General features: G+C 65.8%; 23 protein-coding genes and 1 tRNA gene. 8 read left to right on the top strand and 16 right to left on the bottom strand.

Features of this window, described 5'->3' with window-relative positions; genetic code table 11:
• The 6 genes from ACTHQX_RS09130 to ACTHQX_RS09105 are packed head-to-tail and all read right to left on the bottom strand — an operon-like array spanning position 1 to position 7,765.
• Positions 1-1,863: a protein kinase domain-containing protein gene (locus ACTHQX_RS09130; protein WP_440157024.1), complete on the bottom strand. Its 1,863-nt coding sequence runs from the start codon at positions 1,861-1,863 to the stop codon at positions 1-3.
• The gene (locus ACTHQX_RS09125) at positions 1,860-3,314 is read right to left on the bottom strand and encodes a peptidoglycan D,D-transpeptidase FtsI family protein (protein WP_440157022.1); all 1,455 of its coding nucleotides are present in this window, start codon (positions 3,312-3,314) and stop codon (positions 1,860-1,862) included. Before ACTHQX_RS09125 ends, ACTHQX_RS09130 begins: the two co-directional genes overlap by 4 nt.
• Positions 3,311-4,765 (bottom strand): FtsW/RodA/SpoVE family cell cycle protein, encoded by a 1,455-nt coding sequence (locus tag ACTHQX_RS09120; RefSeq protein ID WP_236805952.1) that lies wholly within the window; start codon positions 4,763-4,765, stop codon positions 3,311-3,313. Before ACTHQX_RS09120 ends, ACTHQX_RS09125 begins: the two co-directional genes overlap by 4 nt.
• Positions 4,762-6,567, bottom strand: coding sequence for a PP2C family protein-serine/threonine phosphatase (locus ACTHQX_RS09115; protein ID WP_440157020.1), 1,806 nt, complete (start codon positions 6,565-6,567; stop codon positions 4,762-4,764). Before ACTHQX_RS09115 ends, ACTHQX_RS09120 begins: the two co-directional genes overlap by 4 nt.
• Positions 6,568-6,569: 2 nt before the next feature.
• Positions 6,570-7,052 carry an FHA domain-containing protein FhaB/FipA gene (locus ACTHQX_RS09110; protein WP_102972613.1) on the bottom strand — a complete coding sequence of 161 codons (483 nt, stop codon included), beginning with the start codon at positions 7,050-7,052 and terminating at the stop codon, positions 6,570-6,572.
• Positions 7,049-7,765 carry an FhaA domain-containing protein gene (locus ACTHQX_RS09105; protein WP_440157018.1) on the bottom strand — a complete coding sequence of 239 codons (717 nt, stop codon included), beginning with the start codon at positions 7,763-7,765 and terminating at the stop codon, positions 7,049-7,051. The genes ACTHQX_RS09110 and ACTHQX_RS09105 overlap by 4 nt, the downstream gene beginning before the upstream one ends.
• A 404-nt stretch (positions 7,766-8,169) precedes the next feature.
• Between ACTHQX_RS09105 and ACTHQX_RS09100 the strand changes: the two genes are divergently transcribed.
• Positions 8,170-8,252: transfer RNA gene (locus ACTHQX_RS09100), tRNA-Leu, on the top strand.
• 77 nt (positions 8,253-8,329) lie between these two features.
• On the opposite strand, the gene ACTHQX_RS09095 is transcribed toward ACTHQX_RS09100, so the two are convergent.
• The 4 genes from ACTHQX_RS09095 to ACTHQX_RS09080 all read right to left on the bottom strand — a co-directional run bounded on the left by ACTHQX_RS09095 (position 8,330) and on the right by ACTHQX_RS09080 (position 12,258).
• Positions 8,330-9,124, bottom strand: a complete 795-nt coding sequence (locus tag ACTHQX_RS09095; RefSeq protein ID WP_440157016.1) for a hypothetical protein — start codon at positions 9,122-9,124, stop codon at positions 8,330-8,332.
• A 270-nt stretch (positions 9,125-9,394) separates the two neighbouring features.
• On the bottom strand, positions 9,395-10,759 hold the full coding sequence (locus tag ACTHQX_RS09090; protein ID WP_440157014.1) for an MFS transporter: 1,365 nt from the start codon (positions 10,757-10,759) through the stop codon (positions 9,395-9,397).
• Positions 10,760-10,921: 162 nt separating this feature from the next.
• Positions 10,922-11,311: a universal stress protein gene (locus tag ACTHQX_RS09085; RefSeq protein WP_440157012.1), complete on the bottom strand. Its 390-nt coding sequence runs from the start codon at positions 11,309-11,311 to the stop codon at positions 10,922-10,924.
• Positions 11,308-12,258 carry a 2-hydroxyacid dehydrogenase gene (locus ACTHQX_RS09080; RefSeq protein ID WP_440157010.1) on the bottom strand — a complete coding sequence of 317 codons (951 nt, stop codon included), beginning with the start codon at positions 12,256-12,258 and terminating at the stop codon, positions 11,308-11,310. Before ACTHQX_RS09080 ends, ACTHQX_RS09085 begins: the two co-directional genes overlap by 4 nt.
• A gap of 298 nt (positions 12,259-12,556) precedes the next feature.
• On the opposite strand from ACTHQX_RS09080, the gene ACTHQX_RS09075 reads away from it, so the two are divergent.
• From ACTHQX_RS09075 to ACTHQX_RS09050, 6 genes are read left to right on the top strand one after another with little or no spacing between them, the layout of a single operon-like run.
• Complete coding sequence (locus tag ACTHQX_RS09075) at positions 12,557-14,116, top strand: ABC transporter substrate-binding protein (RefSeq protein ID WP_440157008.1); 1,560 nt, start codon at positions 12,557-12,559, stop codon at positions 14,114-14,116.
• Between the two features lie 28 nt (positions 14,117-14,144).
• A complete protein-coding gene (locus ACTHQX_RS09070; protein WP_440157007.1) occupies positions 14,145-15,101 on the top strand; it encodes an ABC transporter permease in 957 nt (318 codons plus the stop codon).
• A gap of 8 nt (positions 15,102-15,109) precedes the next feature.
• Positions 15,110-16,120 carry an ABC transporter permease gene (locus tag ACTHQX_RS09065; RefSeq protein ID WP_440157006.1) on the top strand — a complete coding sequence of 337 codons (1,011 nt, stop codon included), beginning with the start codon at positions 15,110-15,112 and terminating at the stop codon, positions 16,118-16,120.
• Entirely contained in the window at positions 16,117-17,202 is a 1,086-nt protein-coding gene (locus ACTHQX_RS09060; protein WP_440157005.1) for an ABC transporter ATP-binding protein, read from the top strand. Before ACTHQX_RS09065 ends, ACTHQX_RS09060 begins: the two co-directional genes overlap by 4 nt.
• Positions 17,195-18,232, top strand: coding sequence for an ABC transporter ATP-binding protein (locus ACTHQX_RS09055; protein WP_440157003.1), 1,038 nt, complete (start codon positions 17,195-17,197; stop codon positions 18,230-18,232). Before ACTHQX_RS09060 ends, ACTHQX_RS09055 begins: the two co-directional genes overlap by 8 nt.
• 52 nt (positions 18,233-18,284) lie before the next feature.
• The gene (locus ACTHQX_RS09050) at positions 18,285-19,013 is read left to right on the top strand and encodes a sulfite exporter TauE/SafE family protein (protein ID WP_440157001.1); all 729 of its coding nucleotides are present in this window, start codon (positions 18,285-18,287) and stop codon (positions 19,011-19,013) included.
• A 31-nt stretch (positions 19,014-19,044) separates the two neighbouring features.
• Here the strand turns inward: ACTHQX_RS09050 and ACTHQX_RS09045 are convergent, their stop codons facing one another.
• Positions 19,045-20,025: a 2-hydroxyacid dehydrogenase gene (locus tag ACTHQX_RS09045; RefSeq protein ID WP_440156999.1), complete on the bottom strand. Its 981-nt coding sequence runs from the start codon at positions 20,023-20,025 to the stop codon at positions 19,045-19,047.
• Positions 20,026-20,066: 41 nt separating this feature from the next.
• Positions 20,067-21,368 (bottom strand): glucarate dehydratase family protein, encoded by a 1,302-nt coding sequence (locus ACTHQX_RS09040; RefSeq protein ID WP_440156997.1) that lies wholly within the window; start codon positions 21,366-21,368, stop codon positions 20,067-20,069.
• Between the two features lie 134 nt (positions 21,369-21,502).
• Here ACTHQX_RS09040 and ACTHQX_RS09035 point away from each other — a divergent pair, with 134 nt between their 5' ends.
• Positions 21,503-22,447 carry a LysR family transcriptional regulator gene (locus tag ACTHQX_RS09035; protein WP_440156995.1) on the top strand — a complete coding sequence of 315 codons (945 nt, stop codon included), beginning with the start codon at positions 21,503-21,505 and terminating at the stop codon, positions 22,445-22,447.
• Positions 22,448-22,460: 13 nt separating this feature from the next.
• Here ACTHQX_RS09035 and ACTHQX_RS09030 read toward each other — a convergent pair whose 3' ends face one another.
• The 4 genes from ACTHQX_RS09030 to ACTHQX_RS09015 all read right to left on the bottom strand — a co-directional run.
• On the bottom strand, positions 22,461-23,156 hold the full coding sequence (locus tag ACTHQX_RS09030; protein WP_440156993.1) for a FadR/GntR family transcriptional regulator: 696 nt from the start codon (positions 23,154-23,156) through the stop codon (positions 22,461-22,463).
• A 10-nt stretch (positions 23,157-23,166) separates the two neighbouring features.
• Positions 23,167-24,294: an L-talarate/galactarate dehydratase gene (locus ACTHQX_RS09025; protein ID WP_440156991.1), complete on the bottom strand. Its 1,128-nt coding sequence runs from the start codon at positions 24,292-24,294 to the stop codon at positions 23,167-23,169.
• Between the two features lie 822 nt (positions 24,295-25,116).
• On the bottom strand, positions 25,117-25,767 hold the full coding sequence (locus ACTHQX_RS09020; protein ID WP_440156989.1) for a hypothetical protein: 651 nt from the start codon (positions 25,765-25,767) through the stop codon (positions 25,117-25,119).
• Between the two features lie 59 nt (positions 25,768-25,826).
• Positions 25,827-26,403: 3'-5' exonuclease (locus ACTHQX_RS09015; protein WP_440156987.1), on the bottom strand; the 577-nt coding region annotated here is incomplete at its 5' end.

The raw sequence follows: 26,403 nt of genomic DNA, 5'->3' as shown, positions 1-26,403 counted from the left end.
TTATGGTCCGCTGGGCGAGCCGCTTGGGGTCGGCGTGGATGAGGGAGTGGGGATCAGCGCTTCGGACAGGTGGTAAGTCACGACAGTGCCGGCGTCGACCTCCCGGCCGCTTTCGGGCTCGGAACGGACGAAGGTGCCGGCGTCCTGGTCCGGGTCGCCGGGTTCGTCGGCACCCTTTTGCCAGCGCAGCCCGGCTTTCTCGATGGCTGACTGGACTTCCGACTCGCTGCTGCCCGTGCCGATGTCCGGGACGGCGATCTTCTTCGGCCCCTTGGAATAGGTGACCTTTACGGTGTCGCCGGCCTGCAGCGGGCCGGACGGGTTAAGGTCCGTGACCGTGCCGGGAGCGGCGGGGTTGAAGACTTCATCGCCGTTGACTTTGAGCCCGAGCGCGATCAGTTCGGTGCGGACCTCGCTGTACTGCCTGCCGAGGTACGCGTCCGGAATGACGTTGATGGCCTCGGGAGTGGACTGCGTCGGCGTCGGTGTGGGCGTCGGCGTCGGGGTCGCCGATGTCCGGGTAGGCGTGGGCGTGGAACTGGTGGTCACGCTGCGGCTGGGTGTGCTCGACGTGGTGGCGGCAGGACTCTGGCCCGGGGACAGGAAGCCGGCCTGGCTCAGGAGGATACCGGCGACGGCGAAAAGCACCAGCAGGATCAGGGCGATCAGCGGCCACGTCCACGGGCTGCGCTTCCGCCGCTCGGGCTCATCGGCGGGTTCGCCGTCGTAGGGCGCCGTGTACTGGTCCTCTTCCTGGTCCCAACTGCGCTCGGCGGCCAGGGCATCGGCACGCGACAGCGTGCTCCCCGCCCGCGTGGGGGCGGCATCCGAGGGGTTTCCGGCGGCCGCAGCAGCGGCTCCGCCGGCGGCAGCACCAGCGGCTGCCGCGCCGAGCACGGGCAGCGCCGAGGTGGCCGCCGTCGGGCTTTTCTCCGAGCCGATCACGCCTGTTGGTGCCGTGGCGATATTAACCGGTGCCGTCATGGCGCCGGTGCCCCCTTCGAACAGGAGCATGCCGGGGACGGCGGCGTGGGCTGCCGAGATGTCACCGTTGCGGATGGCCTCCGCTGCCTCGGCCAGTTTGATCGCGTTGGCCGGGCGGTTCCTCGGGTCCTTGGCCAGCATGGACATCAGGAGCGCCCGGACCGGCCTGGGCAGCGACTCCGGCAGGGGCGGCGGCGCGTCGTTGACCTGGGCCAGGGCGATGGCGATCTGGGATTCGCCGGAGAACGGCCGGTGCCCGGTGAGGCACTCGTAACCGATGACGCCGAGCGAGTAGATGTCCGAGGCGCCGGTGGCGGTCTGGCCGGTGGCCTGTTCGGGGGCTAGGTACTGGGCGGTGCCCATGACCTGGCCGGTCTGGGTCAGCGGCACCTGGTCCGCCAGGCGCGCGATGCCGAAGTCGGTGACCTTGACCCGTCCGTCCGGGGTGATGAGCAGGTTTCCGGGCTTGATGTCACGGTGCACCAGGCCTTGGGCATGGGCCACGGACAGGGCCCGCGCCGTCTGCGCCATGATGGACAGCGTACGGTCCGGTGAGAGCACCTGCTCGTGCTCGATGATGCTGCTCAGCGGCTGGCCGGGGACCAGCTCCATCACGAGGTAAGCGGACCCTTCCTCCTCGCCGTAGTCGAAGACATTGGCGATGCCCACGTGGTTGAGAAGCGCAGTGTGGCGGGCTTCAGCGCGGAACCGCTGGAGGAAGCCGGGGTCGCCCGTGTACTCCTCTTTGAGCACCTTGATGGCCACGATCCGGCCCAGGATCAGGTCCTTGGCCTTCCAGACTTCACCCATGCCGCCGATCGCAATACGCGTGGTCAACTGGAATCTGCCGCCGAGGGTGATTCCCGATGTAGGCCTCACTTATTCAACACCGCCTCAAAAATTCTCTTTGCGTTCGGACTGGTTAGCTGTGCTCCGGCGGTGATGTCCACGCCTTGCATGACGACCGTGACGGACACTTGCGGATCGTTAGCCGGGGCGAACCCCGTAAACCAAGAGTTGTTCAGGCCGTCCCCGAGCTCGGCGGTGCCGGTCTTGCCGGCGACCTCGACGCCTGGCACGGCGGCACCGGAGCCGATGCCCTCGCTGACCACGCTGGTCATCCACTCGGTGATCTGTCCCGCGATCTCCGGCGTCGTCGAGGTCCGCAAAGCCACCGGCTTCGGTTCGTCGATCACGCGGAGGTCCGGGGAACGTACGGCCTTGATCAGGTTCGGCGCCATCTGCACTCCGCTGTTGGCGATGGCCGAGGTCATCAGCGCAATCTGGAGCGGGGTCGCACGGACGTCGCGCTGGCCAATGGCGGACTGCGCCAGTCCGGCGTCGTCGAGGTCCGAGGGGAAGACACTGGGGGCGTAGTCCAGCTTGAGCTGGTCGCCGAGGTCTGAATTAAAGCCGAACTTGCTGGCCTGCTGGGCTATCGCGTTCTCTCCCAGATCGCGGGCAATACTCGCGAAGGGCGTGTTGCAGGACTGCTGCAGCGCGAACGCAAAGCTCGCCGTGTTCCGGGTGTAGCAGTTGCCGCCGGCGTAGTTGGGCAGCTGGTATTGGATGCCCGGGAAGCTCATCTGGGCCGGGTTGGGCAGCACGCTGTCGGCGTTGTACTTGCCGGAGTTCAGGGCTGCCGCCGTGTCCACCAGCTTGAAAACCGAGCCCGGTGCCAGCAGGGCGCCCGTGGGGCCGCTGACGGAGGGGTTCAGGTTGACGCCCGGGACCTTGATGGCCGCGTTGTATGCAGCCTGCTCCTTGGCGACGTCCTGGGTGGCGATGAGGTTGGGATCGTAGGAGGGCTTGCTGACCATGGCCAGGATGTTGCCCGTCTTGGGATCGGTCACGACGATCGACCCCCGCTGGCCGTCCGGGATGAGGTCGTAGGCCAGCTTCTGGATCTTGGGGTCGATGGTCAGCTCGACGGATGCGCCCTTGGGCTGGTTGCCCAAAAAGAGCTGTCCGATCCGGTCGAAGAACAGCTGGTCCGAGCTTCCCGCCAGCTGGGCATCCATGGCACTTTCGAGGCCCGTGACCCCGTAGCTCCGGGAAAAGTATCCGGTCAGCCCCGCATACAGCTCGGGCTGGTTGTACCGGCGCTGGAACTTGCAGGATTCATTGCCCGGGACGGATTCGGCGATGGCGGAGCCACCCACGAGGATCGCTCCCCGGTCATTGCAGTAGTTCTGCAGTATGGCTCGCCTGTTCCACGGATTGGCCTTGAGCTCGTCCGCGCCCACCACCTGGACGTAGCTGATCGCACCGAAAATCAGGGCGAACATGGCGATCGCGGCGATCCATGAATGTCGAATGGCCTGGTTCACAGGTGTTTCACCGCCTCGGTGGGAGCGTCTGGGAGAGTCTGGGTGCTGTTCCGGTCCTGCCGGCTTCCTGCGGCCGTCACCGGTGCCGGCTTCTGCGCCTCGGGCGTGCGGCCGGGCTGCATCGGTGAGGTGTCCACCGGGCCGCGGGCCGTGTGGGAGATCATCAGCAGCAGGCCAACGATGATCCAGTTGGCCAGCAGCGAGGAGCCACCAGCGGCCAAAAACGGCGTGGTGAGGCCGGTCAGCGGAATCAGCCGCGTCACGCCGCCGATCACCACGAAGCACTGCAGCGCCACCGCGAAGGACAGACCGCAGGCGAGGAGCTTGCCGAAGGCGTCGCGGGTGCCGAGGGCCGCACGGAAACCGCGGGTGAAAAGCAGCAGGTACATCATCACGATGGCGAAGAGGCCAATCAGGCCCAGTTCCTCGCCGAAGGAGGCGATAATCATGTCGCTGTTGGCGAACGGCACTAGGTTAGGCCGGCCCTGTCCGAGGCCGGTGCCCACTAGTCCGCCGCTGGCCATGCCGAACAGGCCTTCCACGATCTGGCCGCTGCCGCCAGGGGAACGGCCGAAGACTTCCTCGGTGAAGGCATTGAGCCAGCTGTCGATGCGGAGGCCAACGTGCGAGAAGACCTTGGACGCCACGAAGCCGCCGCCGAGGATCAGGGTGAGGCCGATCACCACCCAGCTGATGCGGCTGGTGGCCACGTAGATCATCACGATGAACAGGCCGAAGAACAGCACGGACGATCCGAGGTCCCGCTGGAAGATCAGCACGCCGATGCTTACGAGCCACGCCGTGATCATGGGTCCCATGTCCTTGAACCGGGGGAACTGCATGGGCCCGATCTTGCGGCCGGCCAGCATGATGAGGTCCCGGTTCGAGGAAAGATATCCGGCAAAGAATATGGCGAGGGTGATCTTGGCGACCTCACCGGGCTGGAACGTCATCGGACCGAGGCGAATCCAGACCCGGGCCCCGAGGATCTCGCCGGCGGAGATGCCGGGGACCAGCGGAAGTATCAGGAGCAGCGCGCTGACGGCAAGGGAGATGTAGGTGAAGCGGCGCAGGACACGGTGGTCCTTGAGGAACCAGATCACGGCGATGGCAACGGCCATGGCGATGACGGTCCAGCGCAGCTGGTTGTTGCCGGTGTCGTCGCCCGGAGCGTCGAGGCGGTGGATCATGGCCAGGCCGAGGCCGTTGAGGGCAACCACCAGCGGAAGTATTACCGGATCGGCATACTTAGCCCGGAACCGGAGGACCACATGGAACACCAGGGACGCGACGGCGAGCAGGCTGGACTGGAACCAGAAGTCCGTGTCCAGTGCGGTCTGTTCGTCAATGCTGATCAGTGCGTTGGCGCCGATGCTGACCGACAGGGCGAGTACGAGCAACAGCAGTTCCACGTTGCGCCGGGGTTTGGGCATGGTGTCGGCGTGGCTCATTGGCCCCCCTCACAGGTTGCGGTTGGGGTGGGTGCGGCCGAGGCTCCGGTTGTTGCCGATGCCGTCGGCTTGGCGGTTGTGGTCGCCTTCGGGGACGTGGTGGCCGGCTTTGGAGTGGCGGAGCCCTTGGCCGTGGCTGAAGCCGTAGCCTTCGCCGAGGCCGAGGCCGAGGCGGAGGCCGTGGGAGACGCAGTCAGGCACTCATCCGAGGGTGCGGTGCTTCCCGTGCGTTCAAGGTTCTTGACGATCCGCTGGGCATCGTACAAATCCCGTGCGGGAACCGTCTGGCGGACCCGTTGCTGCGAGAACTGGGGCAGTGAATCCATCCGGATGTCCGTCACCGCTTCAAGGGTGGAGAGCTGGATGGGGCCGAGGCGCTGGGATACGCCGTTGAAGATGGCCACCCGCTGGTCGAATTCACCGATGTAGTAGCGCGTCTGGGTCCAGGCGTAACCGAGCCAGAGCCCGACGGCGAGGACCAGGAGTGCGGCGCCCGCAATTCCCAGGGTGAGCCAGCGGCGCGGGCGCCTGACGGGCGTGAACTCCTCGGCCTCATCGCGGGCATGGTCTGACTTGTGTGTCAGGACAGTTGCCGCGCGGCGCGCGACGGTCCGGCCGGCAATGGTGGGGATGGAACCGGTCTCGGCAGCAGCGACGGCTGCGCCGACGAGGATGTGGGGCCGGGAAGCCAGTTCCTCGCGCAGTACCTCCGCGGACAGATGCTCGCCCAGATGCGGATCGGTGCTGGTGGCCGGTTCGTTCGACGACGGCTTGCCGGCATCCTCGCTTGCCGCGTCGGGCCCGGATGTCGCGTCAGGCCCGGATGTCCGGTCCGCCTCGGAGTTACCGGCCGCCGGAACTGCGGCCGGCGGGGCGGAAGGATCCGCGGATCCAGGCGTCGATTCTGTTGGCCCGGTATCGCCTGGCCCGGACACTGGGGCGGAGGATGGCTCAGCAGCCTTCGTCCCGGTAATAGCTTCCGGTTGCTCGGCGTCAGGGACGATGTCGACGGCGGCCGTGCTGACGTCGTCGGGCGTTTCCTCCACGATTTCCACCATGACAACCGTGACGTTGTCCGGCGCGCCCGCCTCGAGGGTGAGGTCAACGAGCGTCTCCACGCATTCGCTGAGATTCGGCGTTTCCCGCACCGTGCGCTCCACGACGTGGCCTGCGACGTAATTCAAACCGTCGGAGCAGAGCAGCCAGCGCTCTCCGGGCTGCACCTCGATGGTGGCCAGGTCCAGTTCGGGGCTCGCATCGACGTCACCGAGGACTCGCATCAGGACGTTCTTGTGCGGATGGGTTTCCGCTTCTTCGGGGCGCAGCCGGCCCTCGTCGATGAGGCGCTGGACGAACGTGTGGTCAATGCTGATCTGCTCGAACTCGCCGTCGCGCAGGCGGTAGGCACGGGAGTCGCCGATGTGGGCGAAATGGAGCTTGCCCTCGGCCAGCAGCAGGGCAGTCACGGTGGTGCCCATGCCCGCCAGCTTGGGATTGATGTGGACGAGTTCCGATAGCAGCGAGTTGGCGGTCTGGATCTCGTCGGCCAGCACCGTGCCGGCGTCGTCATCGTAGTCGTCGGTGTCCAGGTGGATCATGTCCAGGACGGTGGCGGCGGAAGCAACATCGCCGCCGGCGTGGCCCCCCATGCCGTCCGCCACGACGGCGAGATGCCGTCCCACATAGGCGGAATCGTCATTCTTCGCGCGGATGCGGCCGACGTCAGAACGCGCCGCATAGCGCAGGATGAGGGGCCGAGGCGAGGCTGGCACCTCGCCCGCGGGCATGTCCGGAGCGGCCATGGCTACGGCCTCAATTCAATGACCGTCTTGCCGATTCTCACGGGTACACCAAGGTCCACGGGCAGGGCCCTGGTGAGCTGCTGTTCGGCCAGATAGGTGCCGTTGGTGGAGCCGAGGTCCTCGATGAACCAGCGGCTTCCCTGCGGAAAGAGACGGGCGTGCCTGCCGGAAGCGTAGTCATCCTCGAGTACCAGTGTGGCTTCCTGCGCCCGTCCCAGCAGGATGGGGCTCGCAGCCAGCGGGACCGTACGGCCCTTGAGCGGGCCTTCGGTGACGAGCAGCTGGCGGGCCTGCTGCTTTGCCGGCGCGGGCGCCGGTTCTGCCAGTTCCGGATTCTTCCGCACCTGCCGGGCCGTGGGAGCGCCGGTGGCCGCCTTGCGGCCAATCATGAGGTCGCGCCGCATGGCGGAGACGATGCTGAAGATGAGAACCCAGAGAAGAAGCAGGAACCCGAAGCGCAGGGCTGTGATGGTCAGTTCGCTCATGGGCGGCCGCCATTGTTGGCGGGCAGGAGGCGGAAGATGATTTTGGTCCGTCCCATCGTGATGGTGGAGCCGTCGGTGAGTTCCATGCTGCCGGCCACTTTGTGTCCGTTGACGTAGCTGCCGTTGGTGGAGCCCAAGTCGACGGCGGTGGTGGTGCCGTCGTGGGTCTGGATTTCCAGGTGCCGGCGGGAGACTCCGGTGTCGTCCACCAGGATGTCAGCCTCTGATGAACGGCCCAGGACGACTGAGGGCGCATTGAGTGAATACCGCTGTCCGTCGATATCCAGGACAGGCTGGAGGCGGACTGGCTGGCGGCTTGGCGCTGCCGGCGCTGAACCGGAGGACTTCTCGGTTTTGGAGGTGATCTCGAAGTCGCCGGCCCGGTGGGATTCGTCCCGGCGGAAAGAAATTCGGACCGGTCCCTGGAGGATGTAGCCCTGGCTGCGGACATGGTTGATCACGACGTCGCAGAGTTCCTCGGCCAGCGGAGTTCCCCATTCCTGGGCGCGCTGAAAGTCCTCGTCACTCAGGAGCACGTCGAAGATGTTGGGCACCAGGGTGCGTCCTGCGGCGATGGTGATGGCCTTGTGGTCCACTTCGCGGCGGAGGCGACTCGCGATTTCCACGGGCTCAACCTGGGCTTTGGAGCCGGTGGAGAAGACGCCGCGGACGGCCTTTTCAATGCCGCGTTCGACCTTGTCCAGCAAACCCATGGTCCTCTCCTTTCCTTGCTGCTGAGGGACAGCACGTCCCGTGGAACTCATTCTGGCGATGCGGTCACAACGAAACTCATAACAAAACGCCTGCCCGCCGGAAGCGGGCCCTTATGTATCCGATACTACTTGCCACGTCTGGGAAAGACCTTAATCCACAACGCGCCGGGAACCCGATTCGTTCATGTTTCCCCGGCGGGTGTGGGAGCGATCATAGGCCGGAACCCTGCCTCCGTGGTGGCATCGAGGGCCCTCGCCGCCGCGGCCCTGACGGGGAAAAACAGGCCGCAAGGCGGCTGTAATGCCCCGATTAGGAATTTGCGGGGAATGTCCGTTATGCTTGATCTCGCTGCTTTCACGAGGTGCAAAACCGGATTCCGGTTGGCCGAAGTGAAAGAAGTTGCGCGCGAGTGGCGGAACGGCAGACGCGCTGGCTTCAGGTGCCAGTGTCCGAAAGGGCGTGGGGGTTCAAATCCCCCCTCGCGCACGCATCAGGACCCCGGGAAATCAATGATTTCCCGGGGTCCTTTCTTGTTTTCCCGCCTGTGCGGGTCAGCCGGCCCCTTAGCCGGCCGCCAGCGCGGCGTTGACGAGCTTGGCGAGTTCCGGGGCAGCGCTTTCGGTGACGGCGCCGGCGGCTCCCGTTTTCACGACTGTGGCCGCCAATGTGCCTCTAACACCCGTAACCGTAAGGACGGCCTGCTTCCGGCCATTGGGGAGGGTCTGGGTTTGCAGTGCGCTTACGGACTTGTCCGCGTCCACCGGAACCTCGACCGGCTTCATCGCACTCGTGATTTTCTGCCCCTTCAGTTCGACCGTATAGGTTGAGCAGTCCCGGACTGCTGCATCGCTCTTGTCGAACTGGGTTGTCATGACGGTGGGATCCTTAACCGCGAAAACTGTCACGATCGTGGCAGTCTTGGCTTCCGCCGCCAGGCTTGCTCCCGCTGCGTAGGTGCTCCCTTCGGGAACCTGGGTGTTGTTGTCCGCCAGCACCCCGCACGCCTTCGGCGTGATGACGGCGTTCTTGAGCAGTTCCCGGGCGACGACAAGCCCCTGGTCCAGCTGGGCGGCGGGAACCACTGTCAGCGCCCGTCCCTGCGCGTCTTTCAGTCCTGTGACGATAGCCGCGAGGTCCTCGTTGGTGTAGGCCTTCGCCGCTGACGTCGGTGCGGTGGACGCGGAGGAGGGTTCCGCCGTCGTACTTGCCTCCGGTGAAACGCTGGAGGGTGCGGCGTCAGTTGCTGCAGACGCGGAACTCGAGGGAGCTGCCGTGGTGGACGGCGCCGGCCCTCCGCATCCTGCGAGGAAGAGTGCCGCCGCGGCGGTGAGGGAGATTGGTGCGATGCTTCGGTGCATGAGTGGATCCCCATTCCCTATGCCGGCTGTCCCGCGGGTTCTCGCGGGACTATCCCGGTAAGCGCACCAGCCGGGGCCGGAGCGCAGGGAGCAGCGTTCGGCTTTCGCCCGGCCGCGTGCGATTGCTCCGAGCGTACGACTCTTGTCCCTGCAATGCCAGAGCGCCGGCGGCACAATCGCGGCCTTGGCAGGAAAACGCCCCGGGGCGGGTGCCGGATTCCCGATCACCCGCCCCGGGGCGCTGAACACTGACTCGTAAAGAGAAGGCTGCTACTTCGCCGCTGACGGCTCCAGCCGTGTTGCGCCGGGCGCCGATGCTTTCTCCGTTGCGTCGGAGGCCGGCTTCCGCTCCTTGAGGAAGTAGACCAGGATGGCGGCCGCCGTCGATGCCGCTGCCAGGGCGAACAGGCCGGGCACCACGCTTCCGGTCTGCTCCTTGATGATGCCGAATCCGAACGGTGCCACAAAACCGCCGAGGTTGCCCAGGGAGTTGATGATGGCGATGGCGGGGGCGAGGACCAGGGGGTGCAGGGTCGACTGCGGGATGGTCCAGAACAGCGGTGATGCGCTCTTGAAGCCCATGGCTGCGACGGCCAGGAACACCAGGGCAAGGACCGGGGAGGCGACGGCTGCTGCGAGGGTGCCGACGGCAGCCACGAGGAGCGCGGCGACCAGCAGCGGGCGCTTGGACTTCGCCTTGTCCTGCCACTTGGCTGCGAAGTACATGGCGAACACGGCGCATACCCAGGGGATGGAGGAGAGGAAGCCGACGCTCAGGTCCGTGGTGCCGGGGATCTGCTTGACGATGGTCGGGAGCCAGAACGTGTTCGCGTAGATGGAAAGCTGCACGGAGAAGTAGATCCCGCACAGCAGGAGGATCTGCGGGTTAAGGAGCATCTTCCAGCGGTTGACCTTGCCGTCCTGCTTGCCGTTGGCCGTCGTGTGCTGGGCGTCCTCCTGGGCGATGGTTGCTGTCAGGGCCGACTTTTCGCCGGCAGTGAGCCACTTGGCATCCTGGACCTTTGCATCCAAGAAGAAGAATACGGTGATGCCAACGACGACGGAGAGAACTCCTTCGAAGCCGAACAGCCACTGCCAGCCGCGCAGGCCCAGGACGTCGTGCAGGCTCAGGAGCAGGCCGGCGATGGGGCCCGACAGGGCGGCTGCCACCGAGGATCCGGCGATGAAGATGGCGGTCGCCTTGCCGCGCTGGCCGGCGGGGACCCAGCGGGCGAAGTAGAAGATGACGGCCGGGAAGAAGCCTGCTTCCGCGGCACCGAGCAGGAACCGCAGTACGTAGAACATTGTCTCGTTCTGGACGAACGCCATCAGGAAGGACACGATGCCCCAGCTGACCATGATCCGGGTCAGCCAGACCTTGGCGCCGTACTTCTCCATCATGACGTTGCTCGGGAGCTCGAAGATGGCGTAGGCGATGAAGAACAGCCCGGCGCCGAAGCCGTAGGCCGCGGCGCCGATGCCGACGTCAGCCTGCAGATGGTCCTGGGCGTAGCCGATGTTGGACCTGTTCAGCTGGTTGCATACGAGCATGACCAGCATGATGGGCAGCACGCGCCGGAAAAACTTCTTCATGGCCGAAGCCAGATCCGTGACAGCGGTGTCTACAGACTGCATGTGGGGAATCCTCTTTGATAGAGCAGCAAGATCACGCTGTGGGGACTACGGGGCAGGCCGTTGTGGTCCTCGCCACAGCACCTATTAACTGTAAGCAGTAGGTTTCATGCCCGTCCAACACGCATATTGCATGGCGCGATACCCGCAGGGAACTACTACCCGCTAGCGCGGCCCGACGTCGGCCTTTACTGCCGTGACAGGGCAGCCGGCCTCGAGGATTACCCGTTGGGCCGTGCTGCCGAGGAAGAGCTTTCCCACCGGGGAGCGGCGGCGGACCCCGATCACAATCAGCTCGATGTCCTCCTCGTACGAGGCGTCGATCATCAGGTCCGCTGCATCCGAGCCCTCGTTGTGCCGGAGTGAGGCATCCACGCCGACGGCTGCCGCGGCCGCGATGGCGTCCCTGATGTCTGATTCCGATTCGGCGGAGGCTTCGCCGGGCAGGGGCCCCATGATCTGAAGTCGGGTCTTGCGCAATGCCGCCTCTCCGATGGCGGCGCTGAGTGCCGCCCGGCCTTCCTGGGTGGCAACGTAGCCCACCGCGACGCTCATGCCTGCACCGCCGTCAGCACAGAGCCAGTGGTCACATAGGAACGCAGGTTGGCGAGGGTGAGTTCGGCCATGTCGGCCCTGGTCTCGTGGGTGCCGCTTCCCAGGTGGGGCAGGAGGACCACATTGTCGAGGCCGAGGAGGTCTTCCGGAACCTTCGGCTCCTCCACAAAAACGTCCAGCCCCGCGCCGGCCAGGCGCCCGGCCAGAAGGGCAGCCACGAGGGCTTCCTCGTCCACGACGGAGCCCCTGGCGATGTTGATCAGATACCCGTCCGGGCCCAAGGCCTCAATGACGTCGGCATCAACCAGGCCAGCCGAGCCGGGACCGCCAGCGGCGGCCACGATCAGCACATCGCAGCCGGCCGCCAGCTCTACAGGGGAGGCGGCATACCGGTATGCGACGTCGGCCACCGGATTGCGGCTGTGGTAGCTGATGGCACAGTCGAAGCCTTCAAGCCTGCGCGCAATGACCCGTCCGATCCGGCCGAGCCCGAGGATGCCGACCCTCCGGCCGCTGGCCTTTGTGGCCAGCGGAAAATTGCCTTGGCTGAGCCAGTCCCCGCGGCGGACATAGCGGTCCGCGGCGCTGGTCTTGCGCAGCACGTCCAGGTAAAGGGCGACGGCGGTATCCGCCACACAGTCGTTGAGGACGTCTGGAGTGTTGCTGACGGTAATGCCGCGTTCGGCGGCCTGCACAACGTCAGTGGTGTCATAGCCGACGCCGAAATTGATGACGGCGCGCAGGTTGGGCAGCGCGCGCATCAGCTCGGTCCCGACGCCGAATTTTCCTGACGTCACGGCGATTTCGAAGGCAGCGCCGTGCTCCTGCAGGAAGGCCTCCTGCTCGGTGCCGGCATCGGGAAGCCGGACGGCGCGGTAATCCTTCCGGATGGATTCTTGGACGGTTGGCATGAGGGGCCCGACCTGCAGGACGGCGATGTTCTTCATAGCTGCACCCTAAGATTCCGATCTATACGGGTCCAACATGTAAATGGCATGGATCGATGCCGGGAGTGTATGGATTCCCCGTCTCCCGCGGAACCGCGCGGATTTCCGGGTGAAGTGGCTGCGGTCACAGGCCTCCGGCGTAGCCTTGGCCCGCCTTCGTTCGCTGCCGAAGCCCCGCAATATCCTTGTGGACCCCCTGGACCTCAATTAGCTTGAGTCCAGCGCGGCCCAAGCACCTGATTCCGTTCCACTACCGGGACCAGCCGGTGCCGCAATCACCCGATCCGGAGGAAAAACAATGACGTCTTCTTCAAAACTGCCCTTCCCAGCCGCCTTGCTGAAGTGGCCGGCCCTTGCCTCCGTCGCTGTGCTTGGCCTGAGCGGCTGTTCAGTGGCCAATTCCGACGCCGGAGCCTCCTCCTCGAACGCAGTGCGCGTGGTCCTCGGCCAGGAACCGCCGACCCTGGAAGCCTGCGAGTCGAACCTGACCTCCACCGGTGTGGTGGTGCGCTCGAACGTCACCGAGCCGCTGATCGAACGGAACCCCCAGACCGGTGAACTCGAGCCGAAGCTCGCCACCGAGTGGAAGGCCACGGGCGAGAAGGAGTGGACGCTGAAGCTGCGTGAAGGTGTGAAGTTCCAGGACGGCACGCCGTTCAACGCCGAAGCAGCTGCCTTCACCATCGACAGGGCCGTCAACTCGAAGCTCGGCTGCAACGTGGAGGGCTACGTCTTCGGCGACGCGGACCTCAAAGTGAAGGCCGTGGATGCCACCACCCTGACCGTCACGACGCCCGAAGCCGATCCCATCCTGCCGCTGCGCCTGTCGTTCCTCGAGGTGGTTCCGACGTCCACCAGCACCACGGCAAAGGTCCGTGAGCCAATCGGCACCGGCCCCTACAAGATCGAGCAGTGGGACGCCGGCCAGAAAATCACGCTCTCCACCTGGGACGGCTACTGGGGAGACAAGCCCGCCTATGCCAAGGCCGAGTACCAGTGGCGTTCCGAAAGCTCTGTGCGCGCCGCCATGATCACCAGCGGCGAGGCAGACGTCGCCATGGGGCTTAGCCCGGACGACAACATCGGCGACCTCGGCGTTGACTACCCGAACAACGAGACGGTTGCCCTGCGGTTGGACGCCAACGTGGCACCGCTCAATGACATCCGCGTCCGCCAGGCCATCAACTACGCCATCGACAAAGAGGGAATCGTCAACTCGCTCTACCAGGGAAAGCACAAGGTGGCTGCCCAGTTGGTTCCCCAGGGCATCGTGGGCCACAACGATGCGCTGAAGGGCTGGCCGTTCGACCTGGACAAGGCCAAGTCCCTCGTCGCCGAAGCCAAGGCCGCCGGCGTGGACACGTCCAAGCAGATCTCGCTGGTGGTCCGCAGCGCCCAGTTCCCGAAGATCACCGAACTGGCCCAGGTCCTGCAGGAACAGCTCAGCCAGGCCGGCCTCAACGTCAAGCTCAAGATGCTCGAAACCAGCCAGCACCTGACCTACCAGGTCCGCCCCTTCGCCAAGGACGATGGCGCAGTGGCGCTGATGACCCAGCACGGCAACCAGGCGGGCGACGCTGCCTTCACCGTCGACCAGTACATGCTGTCCACCGGAGCCCAGAGCTACTTCGGCACCCCCGAGTTTGACGCCATGATCAAGAAGGCCGATGCGGCATCCGGCGACGAGCGGAAGAAGGACTTCGAGGAGGTCTTCGCCTACCAGAACGACAAGGTTGTGCAGTTCGCCCACATCTCGCACCAGACCGGCATCATCGGCAAGGCCAAGTCCGTGAACTACACGCCCAACTCCTCCAGCGGCGATGAGCTGCGTGTCTCGGAAATGACCCCGGCAAGCTAGCCGCGGCTGCCGGGAGAGAAGGACAGCCATGCTGAATTACTTGAGAAAGCGGATTGTCTCCAGCGCACTGCCCCTGGTGGTGGTGATCGTCGGGGTGTTCGCCCTGGCCAGGATGACGGGAAATCCCGCCAGCCTGTACCTGCCGCTGAACGCCACTCAGCAGATGCGCGACGATTTCACGGCACGCAACGGCCTGGACCAGCCGCTGCTCGTTCAAATGGCCGACTACTTCGGCGGCGTGCTCCGTCTTGATTTCGGGCAGTCCCTGCGCACCGGGCAGGACGCGGCCGCCATGGCGCTGCGTGCCTTCCCGGCCACCCTGCAGCTGGCCGCCACCACCATGGTGCTGGCCGTGCTGCTGGCACTCGTGGTGGGCTGCTGGGCCGCGCTGAAGCCGAACGGCATTGCGGACCGGATCTCGAGTTTCATCTCCATGGCTGCCGCTTCGATCCCGGATTTCTGGCTGGCAATCGTGGGCATCTGGGTATTCGCCATCACCCTGGGCTGGCTGCCGACGTCAGGTGTGTCGGGAGTCAGCGCCTGGGTGCTGCCCATCGCCACGCTGCTCCTGCGGCCGTTCGGTGTGCTTGTCCAGATTGTCCGCGGCTCCATGGTGTCGGCTCTCTCGGAGCCGTACATCAAGCTCGCCCGCAGCCGTGGCGCTGGCGAGTTCCGCGTGGTCACGCGCCACGCCCTACGCAACGCAGCCGCCCCCGCGCTGACAGTGGCCGGCGACCTGACCGTGGGACTGGTCAACGGGGCCGTCGTGGTGGAGACCATCTTCGGCTGGCCGGGGATCGGAAAGCTCATGATCGACTCGATCCTGCAGCGGGACTTTGCCGTCCTGCAGGCAGCGGTGCTGCTTACCGCCGTCGCGATCTTCACCCTGAATATCCTCATCGACATGGGGTACGCGCTGCTGGACGCGCGCGTGCGCCCCGTCACGGTCAAAGCCCGCGTCCGGCCCGTCGCGGCTAAGGCTTAGGAGTAGCCATGAAGAGTTCACTGACTGAGAGTGCGACGCCGGAGCAGCTGCCGGATGCAGCCCAACTCCCGGAGGGCGGCAACAGAGCGGGCAAGGAAGGTAAGCAGGACGGTAACCTGAGCCTGTTCCGCCTCCTGCTCAAGGACCGCTTCGCCACCGTCTCGGCGCTGGTTCTGGTTTTTGTCGGCCTGACGGCGCTCCTGGGCCCCGCGCTGATGGGAGACCTGGCCACCAAGCAGAACCTGCTGTTCGCCAACAAGGCACCGTTCACGCTGGCGCACGGCTGGGAGTACTTCCTGGGCAGCGATTCCCTGGGCCGGAGCATGCTGGCCCGGCTGGTGGTTGCCAGCCGGACCACACTCTCCGTCGCCTTGCCTGCGGTGGCGGTGGCGCTGGTCATCGGTTCCCTGTGGGGCGTCTGGGCCGGCTACCATCGCGGCTGGCGGGAAAACGTGTCCATGCGCATCGCCGACGTCATCATGAGCTTCCCGTCCCTGCTGCTCGCCGTCGTCGTCCTCTATGTCTTTAGCCCGAGCGCCGCGAACATCGTCCTGATCCTCGCCCTGACCCGTATCCCGATCTACCTGCGCACCGCCCGCGCCGAGTCCGCGGAGCTCCAGAGCCGGACGTTCGTGGACGCTGCCCGGACGTTTGGGGCCAGGCCCAGTGCGATCATTGTCCGGCATGTCATCCCCGTGGTGCTGCCGACCCTGCTCACGCTGGCCACCCTCGAATTCTGCTACGTGATGCTCGCTGAGTCCTCGCTGAGCTTCCTGGGCATCGGCATCCAGCCGCCGGACGTCAGCTGGGGACTCATGGTCTCGCAGGGCCGGCAGTACCTGCAGACCGCCTGGTGGCTGTCCATCTTCCCCGGCGTCGCCATCGTGGTCACCACCATTGCCGCCAACGTCCTCGCCGCCTGGCTGCGGATCGCCACCGACCCGGCCCAGCGCTGGCGCCTGGCGCTTCCCCGCAAGCGGCTGATCGCCCGCATTCCAGTGAAGGAGACCCAGCCGTGAAAGCAGCTGCCGAACAAGCTCCCGTGAAACGCTCCCGCGCCGCAGGCTCAGCCATCGGCACAGCCGCCGGTGCAGCCGCCACGGACGCGAAGGCGCACGACGTCGTCCTGCAGGTCCGCGGCCTCGCCGTGGACATCCGCACCCACCGCGGCACCGTCCGTGCAGTCAACAGCGTGGGATTTGAAGCCCGCGCCGGGGAAACCCTGGCGCTGCTCGGGGAATCAGGCTGCGGGAAGTCCATGACCGCGAAGGCCCTGGCCGGCATCATGGACCCCGTCTGCGACCTGGCCGGCGGCGAGATCGTCCTCAACGGCACCGACCTCGCCGCCCTCAGCCCCAAGGAACGGCTCAAGTTTGCCGGCCCCGGCCTGGGCATTGTCTTCCAGGACGCCCTGACCGCTTTGAACCCCGTATATACAGTAGGAACGCAGCTTGGCGAGGCCTTCCGGATCCACCGCGGCCTGAATGCCAATCAGGCGCGCGTTGAGGCCATCGACCTGATGAAGCGCGTGGGCATCCCCGAACCGGAATCACGGGTCAACTCCTACCCGCACCAGTTCTCCGGCGGCATGCGCCAGCGCATCCTCATCGCCATGGCCGTGGCCCTCAATCCGCACTTGCTGATCGCCGATGAACCCACTACGGCGCTGGATGTCACCGTCCAGGCGCAGATTATGCAGCTGCTGCGGACGCTCCGCGAAGAGGGCCAGATGGCCGTCATCCTCATCACCCATGACCTGGCGGTCGTGGCGGAGGAAGCGGACTCCGTGGCGGTGATGTATGCCGGCAACGTTGTGGAGAGCGGACCTGTCTCTGGAGTGTTCGCGGATCCCCGCCACCCCTACACGAAGGGGCTGCTGGAATCGGTGCCCGTCCACCTGGAGCGCGGCGCGCAGCTGAAGTCCATTCCGGGCAGCCCGCCCGAGCTCCACGACATCCCGGCTGGCTGCGTTTACCAGTCGCGCTGCCCGCTGGTACAGGACATCTGCCGGGCCGAGCGTCCCGCCCTCCGGCCTGTTGTTGCCGGCTCGCCTGCCCGCACCGCCGCCTGCCACTTCAGCGAGGAGATCACCAATGCCTGAGCCGCTTCTGGCCATCGACGGCCTGACCAAGACGTTCCACGTGGCCAAGAGTGCCAGCGGCAACACCAGGCTCAAGGCCCTGGACGGCATCAGCCTGACTGTTGGGCGGGGGGAGACCCTCGGGCTTGTGGGCGAATCCGGCTGCGGCAAGTCCACGTTGGCGCGGACGCTGATGATGCTGGAAACACCGGACGAGGGAACCGTCACCTTTGAGGGAACCAACCCGTTCGGGCTGCGCGGCAAGGAACTGCTGAGCTGGCGGCGCCGGGTGCAGATGGTCTTCCAGGATCCCTTTGCCTCCTTGAACGCCCGCATGAACGCCGGGGACATCATTGCCGAACCGTGGGCCACGCACCGCAGCCTGTACCCGACATCCAGGGAGCGCGACGCCCGCGTCCGCGAACTGCTGCACATGGTGGGGCTGCGTCCCTCCGATGCCCGCAAGTCACCGCAGGAGTTCTCCGGCGGCCAGCGTCAGCGCATCGGCATCGCCCGCGCCTTGGCACTGAACCCCGACGTCATCATCCTCGATGAGCCCGTGTCCGCCCTGGACCTTTCGGTTCAGGCGCAGGTCCTGAACCTGCTCAACGAGCTCCAGCAGGAACTCGGTGTTTCCTACATCTTCATCTCGCACGACCTGACCGTGGTCCGGCACGTGGCGGACCGGGTGGCCGTGATGTATCTCGGGCGGATCATCGAAACCGGGGCCACCGAAGAGGTCTTCGACCACCCCCGGCACCCCTACACTGCGGCCCTGATGTCGGCGTCGCCGAAGCTGGATGTCAGCGGAACACAGCGGGACAGGATCGTTCTCCGCGGCGAGCTGCCCTCGCCGCTGGATCCGCCGTCGGGCTGCCGCTTCCGGACCCGGTGCTGGAGGGCGCAGGACATCTGTGCCGAGGTATCGCCGGCGCCGCAGGTGCTGGCGGCACCGGATGGCACGCGGCACGTTGCAGAGTGCCATTTCCCGCTCGATTCGATCCAAGGCCTGACCGGCGCTGCCGCCGCTGCCGGTGCTTCTTCCCGGTGACTGCTGACCAGTGAACCCTGACCAATGAACGCAGACCAATGAACGCTGACCAGTGACAGCTGCCGAATACGCCCTTATCGCCGGGGTGATCTTCCTGGCCGCCTGCCTGCAGGCATCCAGCGGCTTCGGCATGGGCATGCTGGCAGCGCCGGTGATCGCAATCGTGGATCCGGCGCTGCTGCCTGCCACGCTGATCCTCCTGGCCCTGCTGGTCACGGTGCTGGTGACCGTACGGGAGCGGCAGCACCTGGACCTGCGGGGCACCGGGTGGGCCCTGGTGGGCCGGATTCCCGGAAGCTTCCTCGGCGCGTGGCTGGTGGCGCTGCTCTCCCGCGAAGGGCTGGCGTGCATGGTGGTGGCAGTGGTGCTGACCGGGCTGGTGCTGGCGGGCCGGGGCTGGGCGCCCCGGCCGGTCCGGGCCAACCTGATCGCTGCGGGTGCGGCCTCGGGCATCATGGGCACGGCCACGTCCATCGGCGGCCCACCCATGGCGCTGATCTGGCGGGGACACGACGGTCCCCGGATGCGCGGCACCATGAGCGCGTTCTTCATGGTGGGATCGGCAATTTCGATGGCGATGCTCTGGATAGCCGGCGCGGTCACGGCGGAGATGCTGACCCTGGCACTCTGGATGGTTCCGGCAGTTGTGGGCGGCTACGCCGCCTCCCGGTTCGTTAACCGCTTCCTCAACCCGGCGCGCCTGAAGGCGCTGGCGATCGGCGCGTCGGCGCTGGGAAGCGTGCTGCTCATGGTCCAGCTGGCGTGGCAGCTGGTTCTGTAACGGGGCAAAGGGTTCTGTTGCGAGCGGGTGCCTAGGCTGCCGGCACCGGACGGGCCACCAGGTTCACCAGGTCCTCGCCGCGGGCTAGCCGGCCGATATTGGCGGCAATGTCGCCCGCCCGGCGTTCAAACGTGATGCGCGCATGCCCGGAATGGTGCGGTGTGAGCACAGCGTTCTCCAGCTCCGCGAAGGGCAGCTCCGCCGGCGGGACCACGCCGTCCGAGGGCTGTCCCCACCAGACGTCGATGCCAGCCCCGGCGATCCGCCGGTCCCTCAGCGCCCCGTACAGTGCGGACTGGTCCACCACGGGACCGCGTGCCACATTGATCAGCAGGCCGGTAGCCTTCATGGCGGACAGCTCAGCGGCCCCGATCATCCCCTTGGTATCGGCGTCCAGCGGCACCGTGACCACCACGACGTCGGACGCGGCCAAAAGCTCATGGAGTTGCCCGTTTCCGCCCACCCAATCGAGCCGGACGCCGTCGGGAAGGGGAGCGGCCGGGTGCTGCCGGACGGCCCGGACCTTCATGCCCAGCGACCCGGCCACGCGGGCCACCTCGGCACCGATGGAACCCAGGCCCACCAGTCCCAGCGTCAGGTCGGCGAGGACGGGATGGAACGGCACGTCCGCGTCCGTGGCAATGGTCCGCCACTTTCCCCGGCGGAGTGCGCGCTCCGCAGCGCCAACATTGCGTGACAGCATCAGGGTGACCATGAGGACATGCTCTGCGATGGGCCGGGCATGGTGGAAGGTGTTGGCCACCAGGGCAGGGTGTGCCAGTTGCGGGAACGAGATCTTGTCGTAGCCGGCGCCAGTGACGTGGACCAGGCGCACCCGGGAGGCCGTTTCGGCCTCCGCGGGGCTGAGGGAGGAACAGACGACGACGTCGGCCCCCGCCAGCGCGTCAAGCCGCTGTTCCGGCGTCCAAGCCGCCGCCATGTCCCAGTGGTGCGCGCCGCCGTCGTACTTTAATTGGTCAGCAAAGCGGCTGATGATCGGGTCGGTGACCATAATCCTCAGGGATTCAAAGGCCGGCGCGCCGACCCCTTCCGTTACCACCGGGGGCTCTGGAGCTCGTACGACGGGTGGAGCCGCTGCATGTAGCCGGTGTCGTCGCGGCTCCTGAGTCCGCAGTCCAGGTATTGGCGGTGCAGGCGTTCCAGGGCGTCGCGGTCGATCTCCACGCCGAGCCCCGGCCCGGTGGGGACCTGTACGGCGCCGTCCGTGAACGTGAACACGCCGCCGGCAATGACGTCCTCGGACGGGTCCTTCCACGGCCAGTGCGTGTCGCACGCGTAGTCGAGGTTGGGGGTCGCCGCCGCGAGGTGGACCATGGCGGCAAGGCTGATGCCCAGGTGGGAGTTGGAGTGCATGGAAAGCCCCAGGCCGAACGTCTCCGTGATCCCGGCGAGGAACTGGCTCCGGCGCAGGCCGCCCCAGAAGTGGTGGTCGGAGAGGATGACGTCCACGGCGCCGGCGGCCACGGCGGGTGCCACATCCGCGAAGCTGACCACGCACATGTTCGTTGCCAGCGGCATGCCCACCTCGCGGCGGACGGCAGCCATGCCGTCGATGCCCGGCGTGGGATCCTCAAGGTACTCCAGGATCCCGTGCAGTTCCTTGCCCACCCGGATGGAGGTGCCCACGGTCCAGGCGCCGTTGGGGTCGATGCGGAGCGGCAGGTCGGGGAATTCGGCGCGGAGGGCCTGGATGGCCGCGATCTCTTCCTCGGGGGGGAAGACGCCGGCCTTCAGCTTCAGTGCGGTGAAGCCGTAGCTGTCCACCATGGTCCTGGCCTGCCTGACGATGCCCTCAGGGTCCAGGGCGGCGCCCCACGCGTCGTCCGCCTGCCCGGGGTGGCCTGCCCACTTGTAGAACAGGTAGCCGCTGAACTGTACCGACTCGCGGACGGCGCCGCCAAGGAGGTCGCTGACGGGCCGGCCCAGCAGCTTGCCCTGGACGTCCAGGGCGGCGACGTCGAACGGGGACAGCACGCGGTCCGCTGTGCTCGACCCCGTGACCATGCCGCTCATGCCGTGGCCGCCCTGTATGGTGTAGTGCTCCAGCGCCTGGGCGATCCTGCTGCGCAGCTCATTGACATTGAACACGTCGGTCCCGGGCAGGGCGGCGGCTGCGAGCCGGAGCCGGGCGAGGTGGCCGGCGTCGCCATAGGTCTCGCCGTAGCCCGAAACGCCGGCGTCCGTCTGGACTTCCACGATGGCCCGCAGGGCAAACGGTTCGTGAACGCCCACGGTGTTGAGGAGCGGCGGGTCCTTGAACGCCACCGGGGTGATGAAGACGCCGGTGATTTTGGCCTGGTTGAGGTGCTGGGCGGGATCGAATGCCTGGTTCACTGCGCTGTGCTCCTTTTGTCGGCCGAGATTTCGCCAAAGGGGTTGATAAAACCTGCTTTGTTCACGACCATAAGGGGAGCCATCAATTCAAGTCCAAGCCAATTTCTGCACTCGACAATTCAGTAAGGGTATTGATGTTTTCGCTACCTCAGTTAGAAGCATTTGTGGCCGTTGCTGAAGAACTGCATTTCGGTGCTGCAGCGGAGAGGTTGAACATGACGCAGCCGCCGCTGAGCCGCCAGATCCAGATGCTTGAGAAGAAGCTGGGCGCGCAGCTTTTCGGCCGGACCAGCCGGAAGGTGGAGCTCACGGCCGCCGGCGCCACGCTGCTGCCGAGGGCGCGGCAGATCCTGGACATGTGCATCAAGACGGATCTGGACGTCCGCCGGGTCTCGTCCGGCCAGGCGGGCACGATCACCGTAGGCTACACGGCGATAGCCGGGCACAGTGCGCTGCCGCTGATGCTGCGCCGTGCAGCGGAGAACATGCCGAGGGTGTCCTTTGTGCTCCGGGAGCTGGTGTCAACGGACCAGATGGACGGGCTCGTGAAGGGGAACGTGGACATCGGGCTGCTGCGTCCCATCGTCGCCCGGCCGGGGGTGGTGTCCCGGCCGCTGATGCAGGACCGTTTGGTGGTTGCCTTGCCGGAGGGCAGCTCGCTGCTGGGCAACATGGCGGCACGCAACGGCGAGCCGCTGCCGCTGGGATACCTGGACAGGCTGCCGCTGCTCATGTACTCCACGAAGGAGGCCCGCTACTTCCACGACCTGGTGCTGCGGCTGTTCGCCAGTGCGGGAGCGCACGCCAACATCACGCAGTACGCCAGCCAGGTTCCGGCACTCCTTGCCTTCGTCCAGGCGGGATTGGGAGTGACCCTTGTACCGGCGTCGGCCATGGCTTTTGCGCCCGCAGGGGTGGAATTCCACGAGATCGACGGGCGGCACGGCATCCACGAACTGAACCGCGTTGAGCTGGAACTCGCGTGGAACGAGGAGACAGCCAACCCTGCGGTTTTGCGGCTGCTTGGCCTGATCGAGGCCCCTGAAACTGTCGGACCAGCCCGGCCCGGCGGAGTGTGATCCGCGAGCGAAGCTATTCGCGTCCGGCCCGGAGTCGGCGCCGCGAGTTGGCCAGGTGGTTCCGCATGGCAGCGGAGGCCGCGGCTCCGTCGGCGTCCGTGATGGCGGCGAAGATGGAGCCGTGCTCGTGGACCACCTGTTCGAAATGGTCCCGGGCGTAATGCTCGACGCCGGTCATCAGGCGGGTGCGCGGCATGGCGATCATGGTCTGGCCCAGGGAGGTAAGGCAGTCCGAGTAGAAGGGGTTTCCCGAGGCCGCGGCGACGGCTTTGTGGAATTCAAAATCCGCCTTCATGGCGTGTGAAGGGTGCTCGACGCTGTCCGTGAACTCCGCCAGCGCCTGCCGGATGGCGTTCAGCTGCCGCTCTGTCCGGTTTCCGGCGGCAAGCGCTGCCGCCTCGGTTTCCACACCCATCCGGAATTCGAGCAGGTGCAGCCGGTCCTCAGCGGTGACCACAGCCCGGATGGGCTGGCCCGACGTCGGACGTCCCGTGGGCGGGGTCAGCGCAAAGCTGCCCCGCCCGCGTTCGGTTTCCACGAGACCCTCGGCCTGGAGCCGCGTGAGCGCGGACCGGACGACTGTCCGGCTGACGCCGAACTCGCCGATCAGGGTGTTTTCGCTCGGAAGCTTTTCGCCGGGCTGGATGACGCCGTCGACGATGCGGGTGCGAAGGTCGGCGGCGAGGTCCGCGGTCAGGTTCCGGCTCATGGATTCAAGGTTACGCGCCGAATTCCGCGGTTTCGGTGGTCCACGCGCGGGCCTGGTCGCTGAGGCTGACCCCGAGGCCCGGGCGGTCCGGAACGATCATGCGGCCGTCCTTCGTTTCGAGGCGCTCGTTGAACAGCGGGTCCAGCCAGTCGAAGTGCTCCACCCACGGTTCGCGGGGGTAGGCGGCGGCGAGGTGCAGGTGGATTTCCATGGCGAAGTGCGGGGCGAGGCCCAGGCCGCGTTCGTCGGCGAGGGCTGCCAGGCGGAGGAACTGGGTGATGCCGCCGACGCGGGGGGCGTCGGGCTGGATGATGTCGCAGCCGTTGGCGGCGAGGAGTCCCTTGTGCTCGGCGACGGAGGCGAGCATTTCGCCGGTGGCGATGGGGGTGTCCAGGACCTGGGCGAGGTGGGCGTGGCCCTCAAAGTCGTAGGCGTCCAGCGGCTCTTCGATCCAGATGAGGTTGAATTCCTCGAGCTGGCGGCCCATGCGGAGTGCCGTGGCGCGGTCCCACTGCTGGTTGGCGTCCACCATCAGGGGAACGTCCCAGCCGATGTGCTCGCGGATGCCGGCCACGCGGCGCAGGTCTTCCTTGGTGTCCGGGAGGCCCACCTTGATCTTGATGCCGCCGATGCCCTCCTCGACGGACTGCGTGGCGCGGGCCTTGACCTCGTCGAGGGTTGCGTTGAGGAAGCCGCCGGAGGTGTTGTAGGTCTGGACGGAGTCGCGGTAGGAGCCCAGGAGCTTGGCCAGGGGGAGGCCTGCGCGCTTGGCCTTGAGGTCGTAGAGGGCGATGTCGATGGCGGCGAGAGCCTGGGTGGCGACGCCGGAGCGGCCCACGGAGGCGCCGGCCCAGAGAAGTTTGGTGTAGAGCTTGCCGATGTCGTTGGGGTCCTCGCCGATGATTCCTTCGGCGACTTCCTTGGCGTGGGCGTACTGGGCGGGGCCGCCGGCGCGCTTGGAGTAGCTGAAGCCGAGGCCGGTGTGGCCCTGTTCCGTGGTGATCTCTGCGAAGAGGAAGACGACTTCCGTCATCGGCTTCTGGCGGCCGGTGAACACCTTCGCGTCGCTGATCGGGACGGCCAGCGGAAGGCGGGCAGTGGAAAGCTTGACGTGCCGGATGAGGTCGACGGTGCTCATGGATTCTCCTTGGGAAGTAGGGGCAACATCGCCCGTGTACCTAGGATACAAGCGTAGTACTTGTAGTACAAGTAGCTGCCGGCTTCGTGCCAGTAACCGCGCATAGGATGATTGCCGGAATGGCGATGTCGGAGTTGATCGAGTCGGCTCCCTGAGCGGTATCGGCGTTACAAACCCTGCGCTTCAACAATCGCCCAGCGAGCGACGAGAATCGGCGACCGGGTTTGGCCGGGTGATGAGTGCCGACGAGCCCCTGAAATAAGGGAATGTTCCCGGCGCAACCTGTTCTACAGGCGCCGACTCCGCCTGGCGTGGGCCAATTGTGCAACAGCCTGTTGCACGATCTGGTGGTCGCGCCTGCTGATGCACGAACTAGAGACCAGGGGCAATTGTCTTGGTGCCGGCAGCAGCGCTTGAGCACGAATGGTCCCTGAATGCGACCATGAAGAAGACCCTGAAGGGGTGAGGGGCAGCTCCCGGAGACTTTGTCCAACGGCTTGTTGGACGAGATTTCGAACTGGCACCAGCAAATCGTGAAGGACTCCTGAAATTACGAATTCCTCAGTCTCTCCGGGGAGGTGGCCCAACGCGACCTCAGCAACGCCTCAGGACAAGGAAACGCTCCCTTGACGCTCAGTCCCGGTTGCGCCTTCGTCGGACGGCCCTGCATTTTCTATGTCGACGGCCACGGCTTCTAAGCGGACTGGCCGGATCGCAACCTAGACTAAGGACCAGTCGCCCGCACGGATGATATCGCCCTGAACCGTCGAGAACAGCTCGCGCCCAGGCTTACATATGCGCTGTTATCGGCGTTTGGCTGGCTCAATTGAGTTTGGAGCAGCTTGATCGGTAGTGGCCCGGTGTCCGGCAGTGTCCGCACCTTCTTGGCGCCCGCTGAGCGTCGGGGACAGGTGTTACTCGGTCGGCGGCGGACTCCGAACTGGGCGGCACGTCTAACGTGATTCGCAGGTCATAAAAATACGTCGGTGCTCCAAGGACCGATGCAGTCCGATTGAGGTCCGTCAGCTCTGCTGACGTGAGGATCTGGTCCGATAGCGCGGCTTCCCTCATCATCTCTAGGAATCGTTCATTGAGTCCCCGCACCTGAGTTGCTCCCATTCCGCCATGGCCGGCAATCCGCGCAAGTGCTTTTGCTTCCTCACCCACGATTTTGCCGTCCTCTAGCGCGGAAGCGAGTGCATCGAGGTAGGCATTAGCAGCAGCGTCACTGACGTCGCTTGTGCTGATCGGCAGGCGGGACATCAAGGATGACATCCATCCGTCGGTTCCTTTTCGCAGGGTAGCCGCCTGGGTCATCGGTCTGACGGCTCCGAGCTGATGAGATGTGCTCAGGCCGGAGGTAGGAGCGTGACCGAATTCCACTTCTGTGCCGTAGCGTTCCAGCATCATCGGCAACAGTGCCGATGTTGCCCTCACATCACCCAGGGCGGCGTGCGCGTCGACCAAAGGCACGCCAACGTGCTGAGCGAGAGTGGCTAGTTTGTGGTTTGGTGTATCGAACGTTTGCTGTCCTAACCACAGGTGCAGAGCGCCGGGAAAAGCGGTGCTGAGACTCCTGCCCGCTGGAGCTCCGAGGTCAGAAAACGTTCCTCAAATACGGCGTTATGGGCAACTACGACGGTACCTTCCAGTCGCGCAAGGATGTCACCGATGACTTCATGAAAAAACGGGGCGTTCCGTACGGCGTCGTTGCTGATGCCATGAATGAAGAGTGCCCCTGTATCCCTGCCTTCGGGATTGAGCAGGGTTGAGTACTCATCCTCAATGCGGCCATGCCTGTCGACGCGTGCGACCGCTATCTCAATGACGCGATCACCCTGGGCAGGGGAAAAGCCCGTCGTTTCAACATCGACCACCGCAAATGGCCCGTCATGGACATAACCCTGTCCGGTTGAGGGTCCACCGTAGCTGAATAGCTCCCCTGTTCTTCCGGGTTCAGCGAAGCGCATGGGCGCATCCGGGCGTTGCCGATCCGCCTCGGCGCGTGGATGCGTACGAATCGGAGCACGGGTGTTAGCGGCCATGAAAAACTGCCCGTAGATGGCCACGGAATTGCCCGCTGATGGCCACCGGGACTGCCCGCCTGTG

The sequence above is a fragment of the Arthrobacter sp. SAFR-023 genome, from assembly GCF_051965295.1.
Taxonomy (GTDB): Bacteria; Actinomycetota; Actinomycetes; order Actinomycetales; family Micrococcaceae; genus Arthrobacter.
Note: the sequence above shows the minus strand (reverse complement) of the source record. Positions and strands in the feature narration are given on the sequence as shown.

Bases quoted from the DNA above. Each gene is read 5' to 3' on its own strand.
- ACTHQX_RS09035 (WP_440156995.1), top strand. From the start codon at position 21,503: ATGTTTTCGCTACCTCAGTTAGAAGCATTTGTGGCCGTTGCTGAAGAA.
- ACTHQX_RS09075 (WP_440157008.1), top strand. From the start codon at position 12,557: ATGACGTCTTCTTCAAAACTGCCCTTCCCAGCCGCCTTGCTGAAGTGG.
- ACTHQX_RS09095 (WP_440157016.1), bottom strand. From the start codon at position 9,124: ATGCACCGAAGCATCGCACCAATCTCCCTCACCGCCGCGGCGGCACTC.
- ACTHQX_RS09120 (WP_236805952.1), bottom strand. From the start codon at position 4,765: ATGAGCCACGCCGACACCATGCCCAAACCCCGGCGCAACGTGGAACTG.
- ACTHQX_RS09090 (WP_440157014.1), bottom strand. From the start codon at position 10,759: ATGCAGTCTGTAGACACCGCTGTCACGGATCTGGCTTCGGCCATGAAG.
- ACTHQX_RS09115 (WP_440157020.1), bottom strand. From the start codon at position 6,567: ATGGCCGCTCCGGACATGCCCGCGGGCGAGGTGCCAGCCTCGCCTCGG.
- ACTHQX_RS09045 (WP_440156999.1), bottom strand. From the start codon at position 20,025: ATGGTCACCGACCCGATCATCAGCCGCTTTGCTGACCAATTAAAGTAC.
- ACTHQX_RS09065 (WP_440157006.1), top strand. From the start codon at position 15,110: ATGAAGAGTTCACTGACTGAGAGTGCGACGCCGGAGCAGCTGCCGGAT.
- ACTHQX_RS09030 (WP_440156993.1), bottom strand. From the start codon at position 23,156: ATGAGCCGGAACCTGACCGCGGACCTCGCCGCCGACCTTCGCACCCGC.
- ACTHQX_RS09080 (WP_440157010.1), bottom strand. From the start codon at position 12,258: ATGAAGAACATCGCCGTCCTGCAGGTCGGGCCCCTCATGCCAACCGTC.
- ACTHQX_RS09110 (WP_102972613.1), bottom strand. From the start codon at position 7,052: ATGAGCGAACTGACCATCACAGCCCTGCGCTTCGGGTTCCTGCTTCTT.
- ACTHQX_RS09025 (WP_440156991.1), bottom strand. From the start codon at position 24,294: ATGAGCACCGTCGACCTCATCCGGCACGTCAAGCTTTCCACTGCCCGC.
- ACTHQX_RS09105 (WP_440157018.1), bottom strand. From the start codon at position 7,765: ATGGGTTTGCTGGACAAGGTCGAACGCGGCATTGAAAAGGCCGTCCGC.
- ACTHQX_RS09055 (WP_440157003.1), top strand. From the start codon at position 17,195: ATGCCTGAGCCGCTTCTGGCCATCGACGGCCTGACCAAGACGTTCCAC.
- ACTHQX_RS09085 (WP_440157012.1), bottom strand. From the start codon at position 11,311: ATGAGCGTCGCGGTGGGCTACGTTGCCACCCAGGAAGGCCGGGCGGCA.
- ACTHQX_RS09070 (WP_440157007.1), top strand. From the start codon at position 14,145: ATGCTGAATTACTTGAGAAAGCGGATTGTCTCCAGCGCACTGCCCCTG.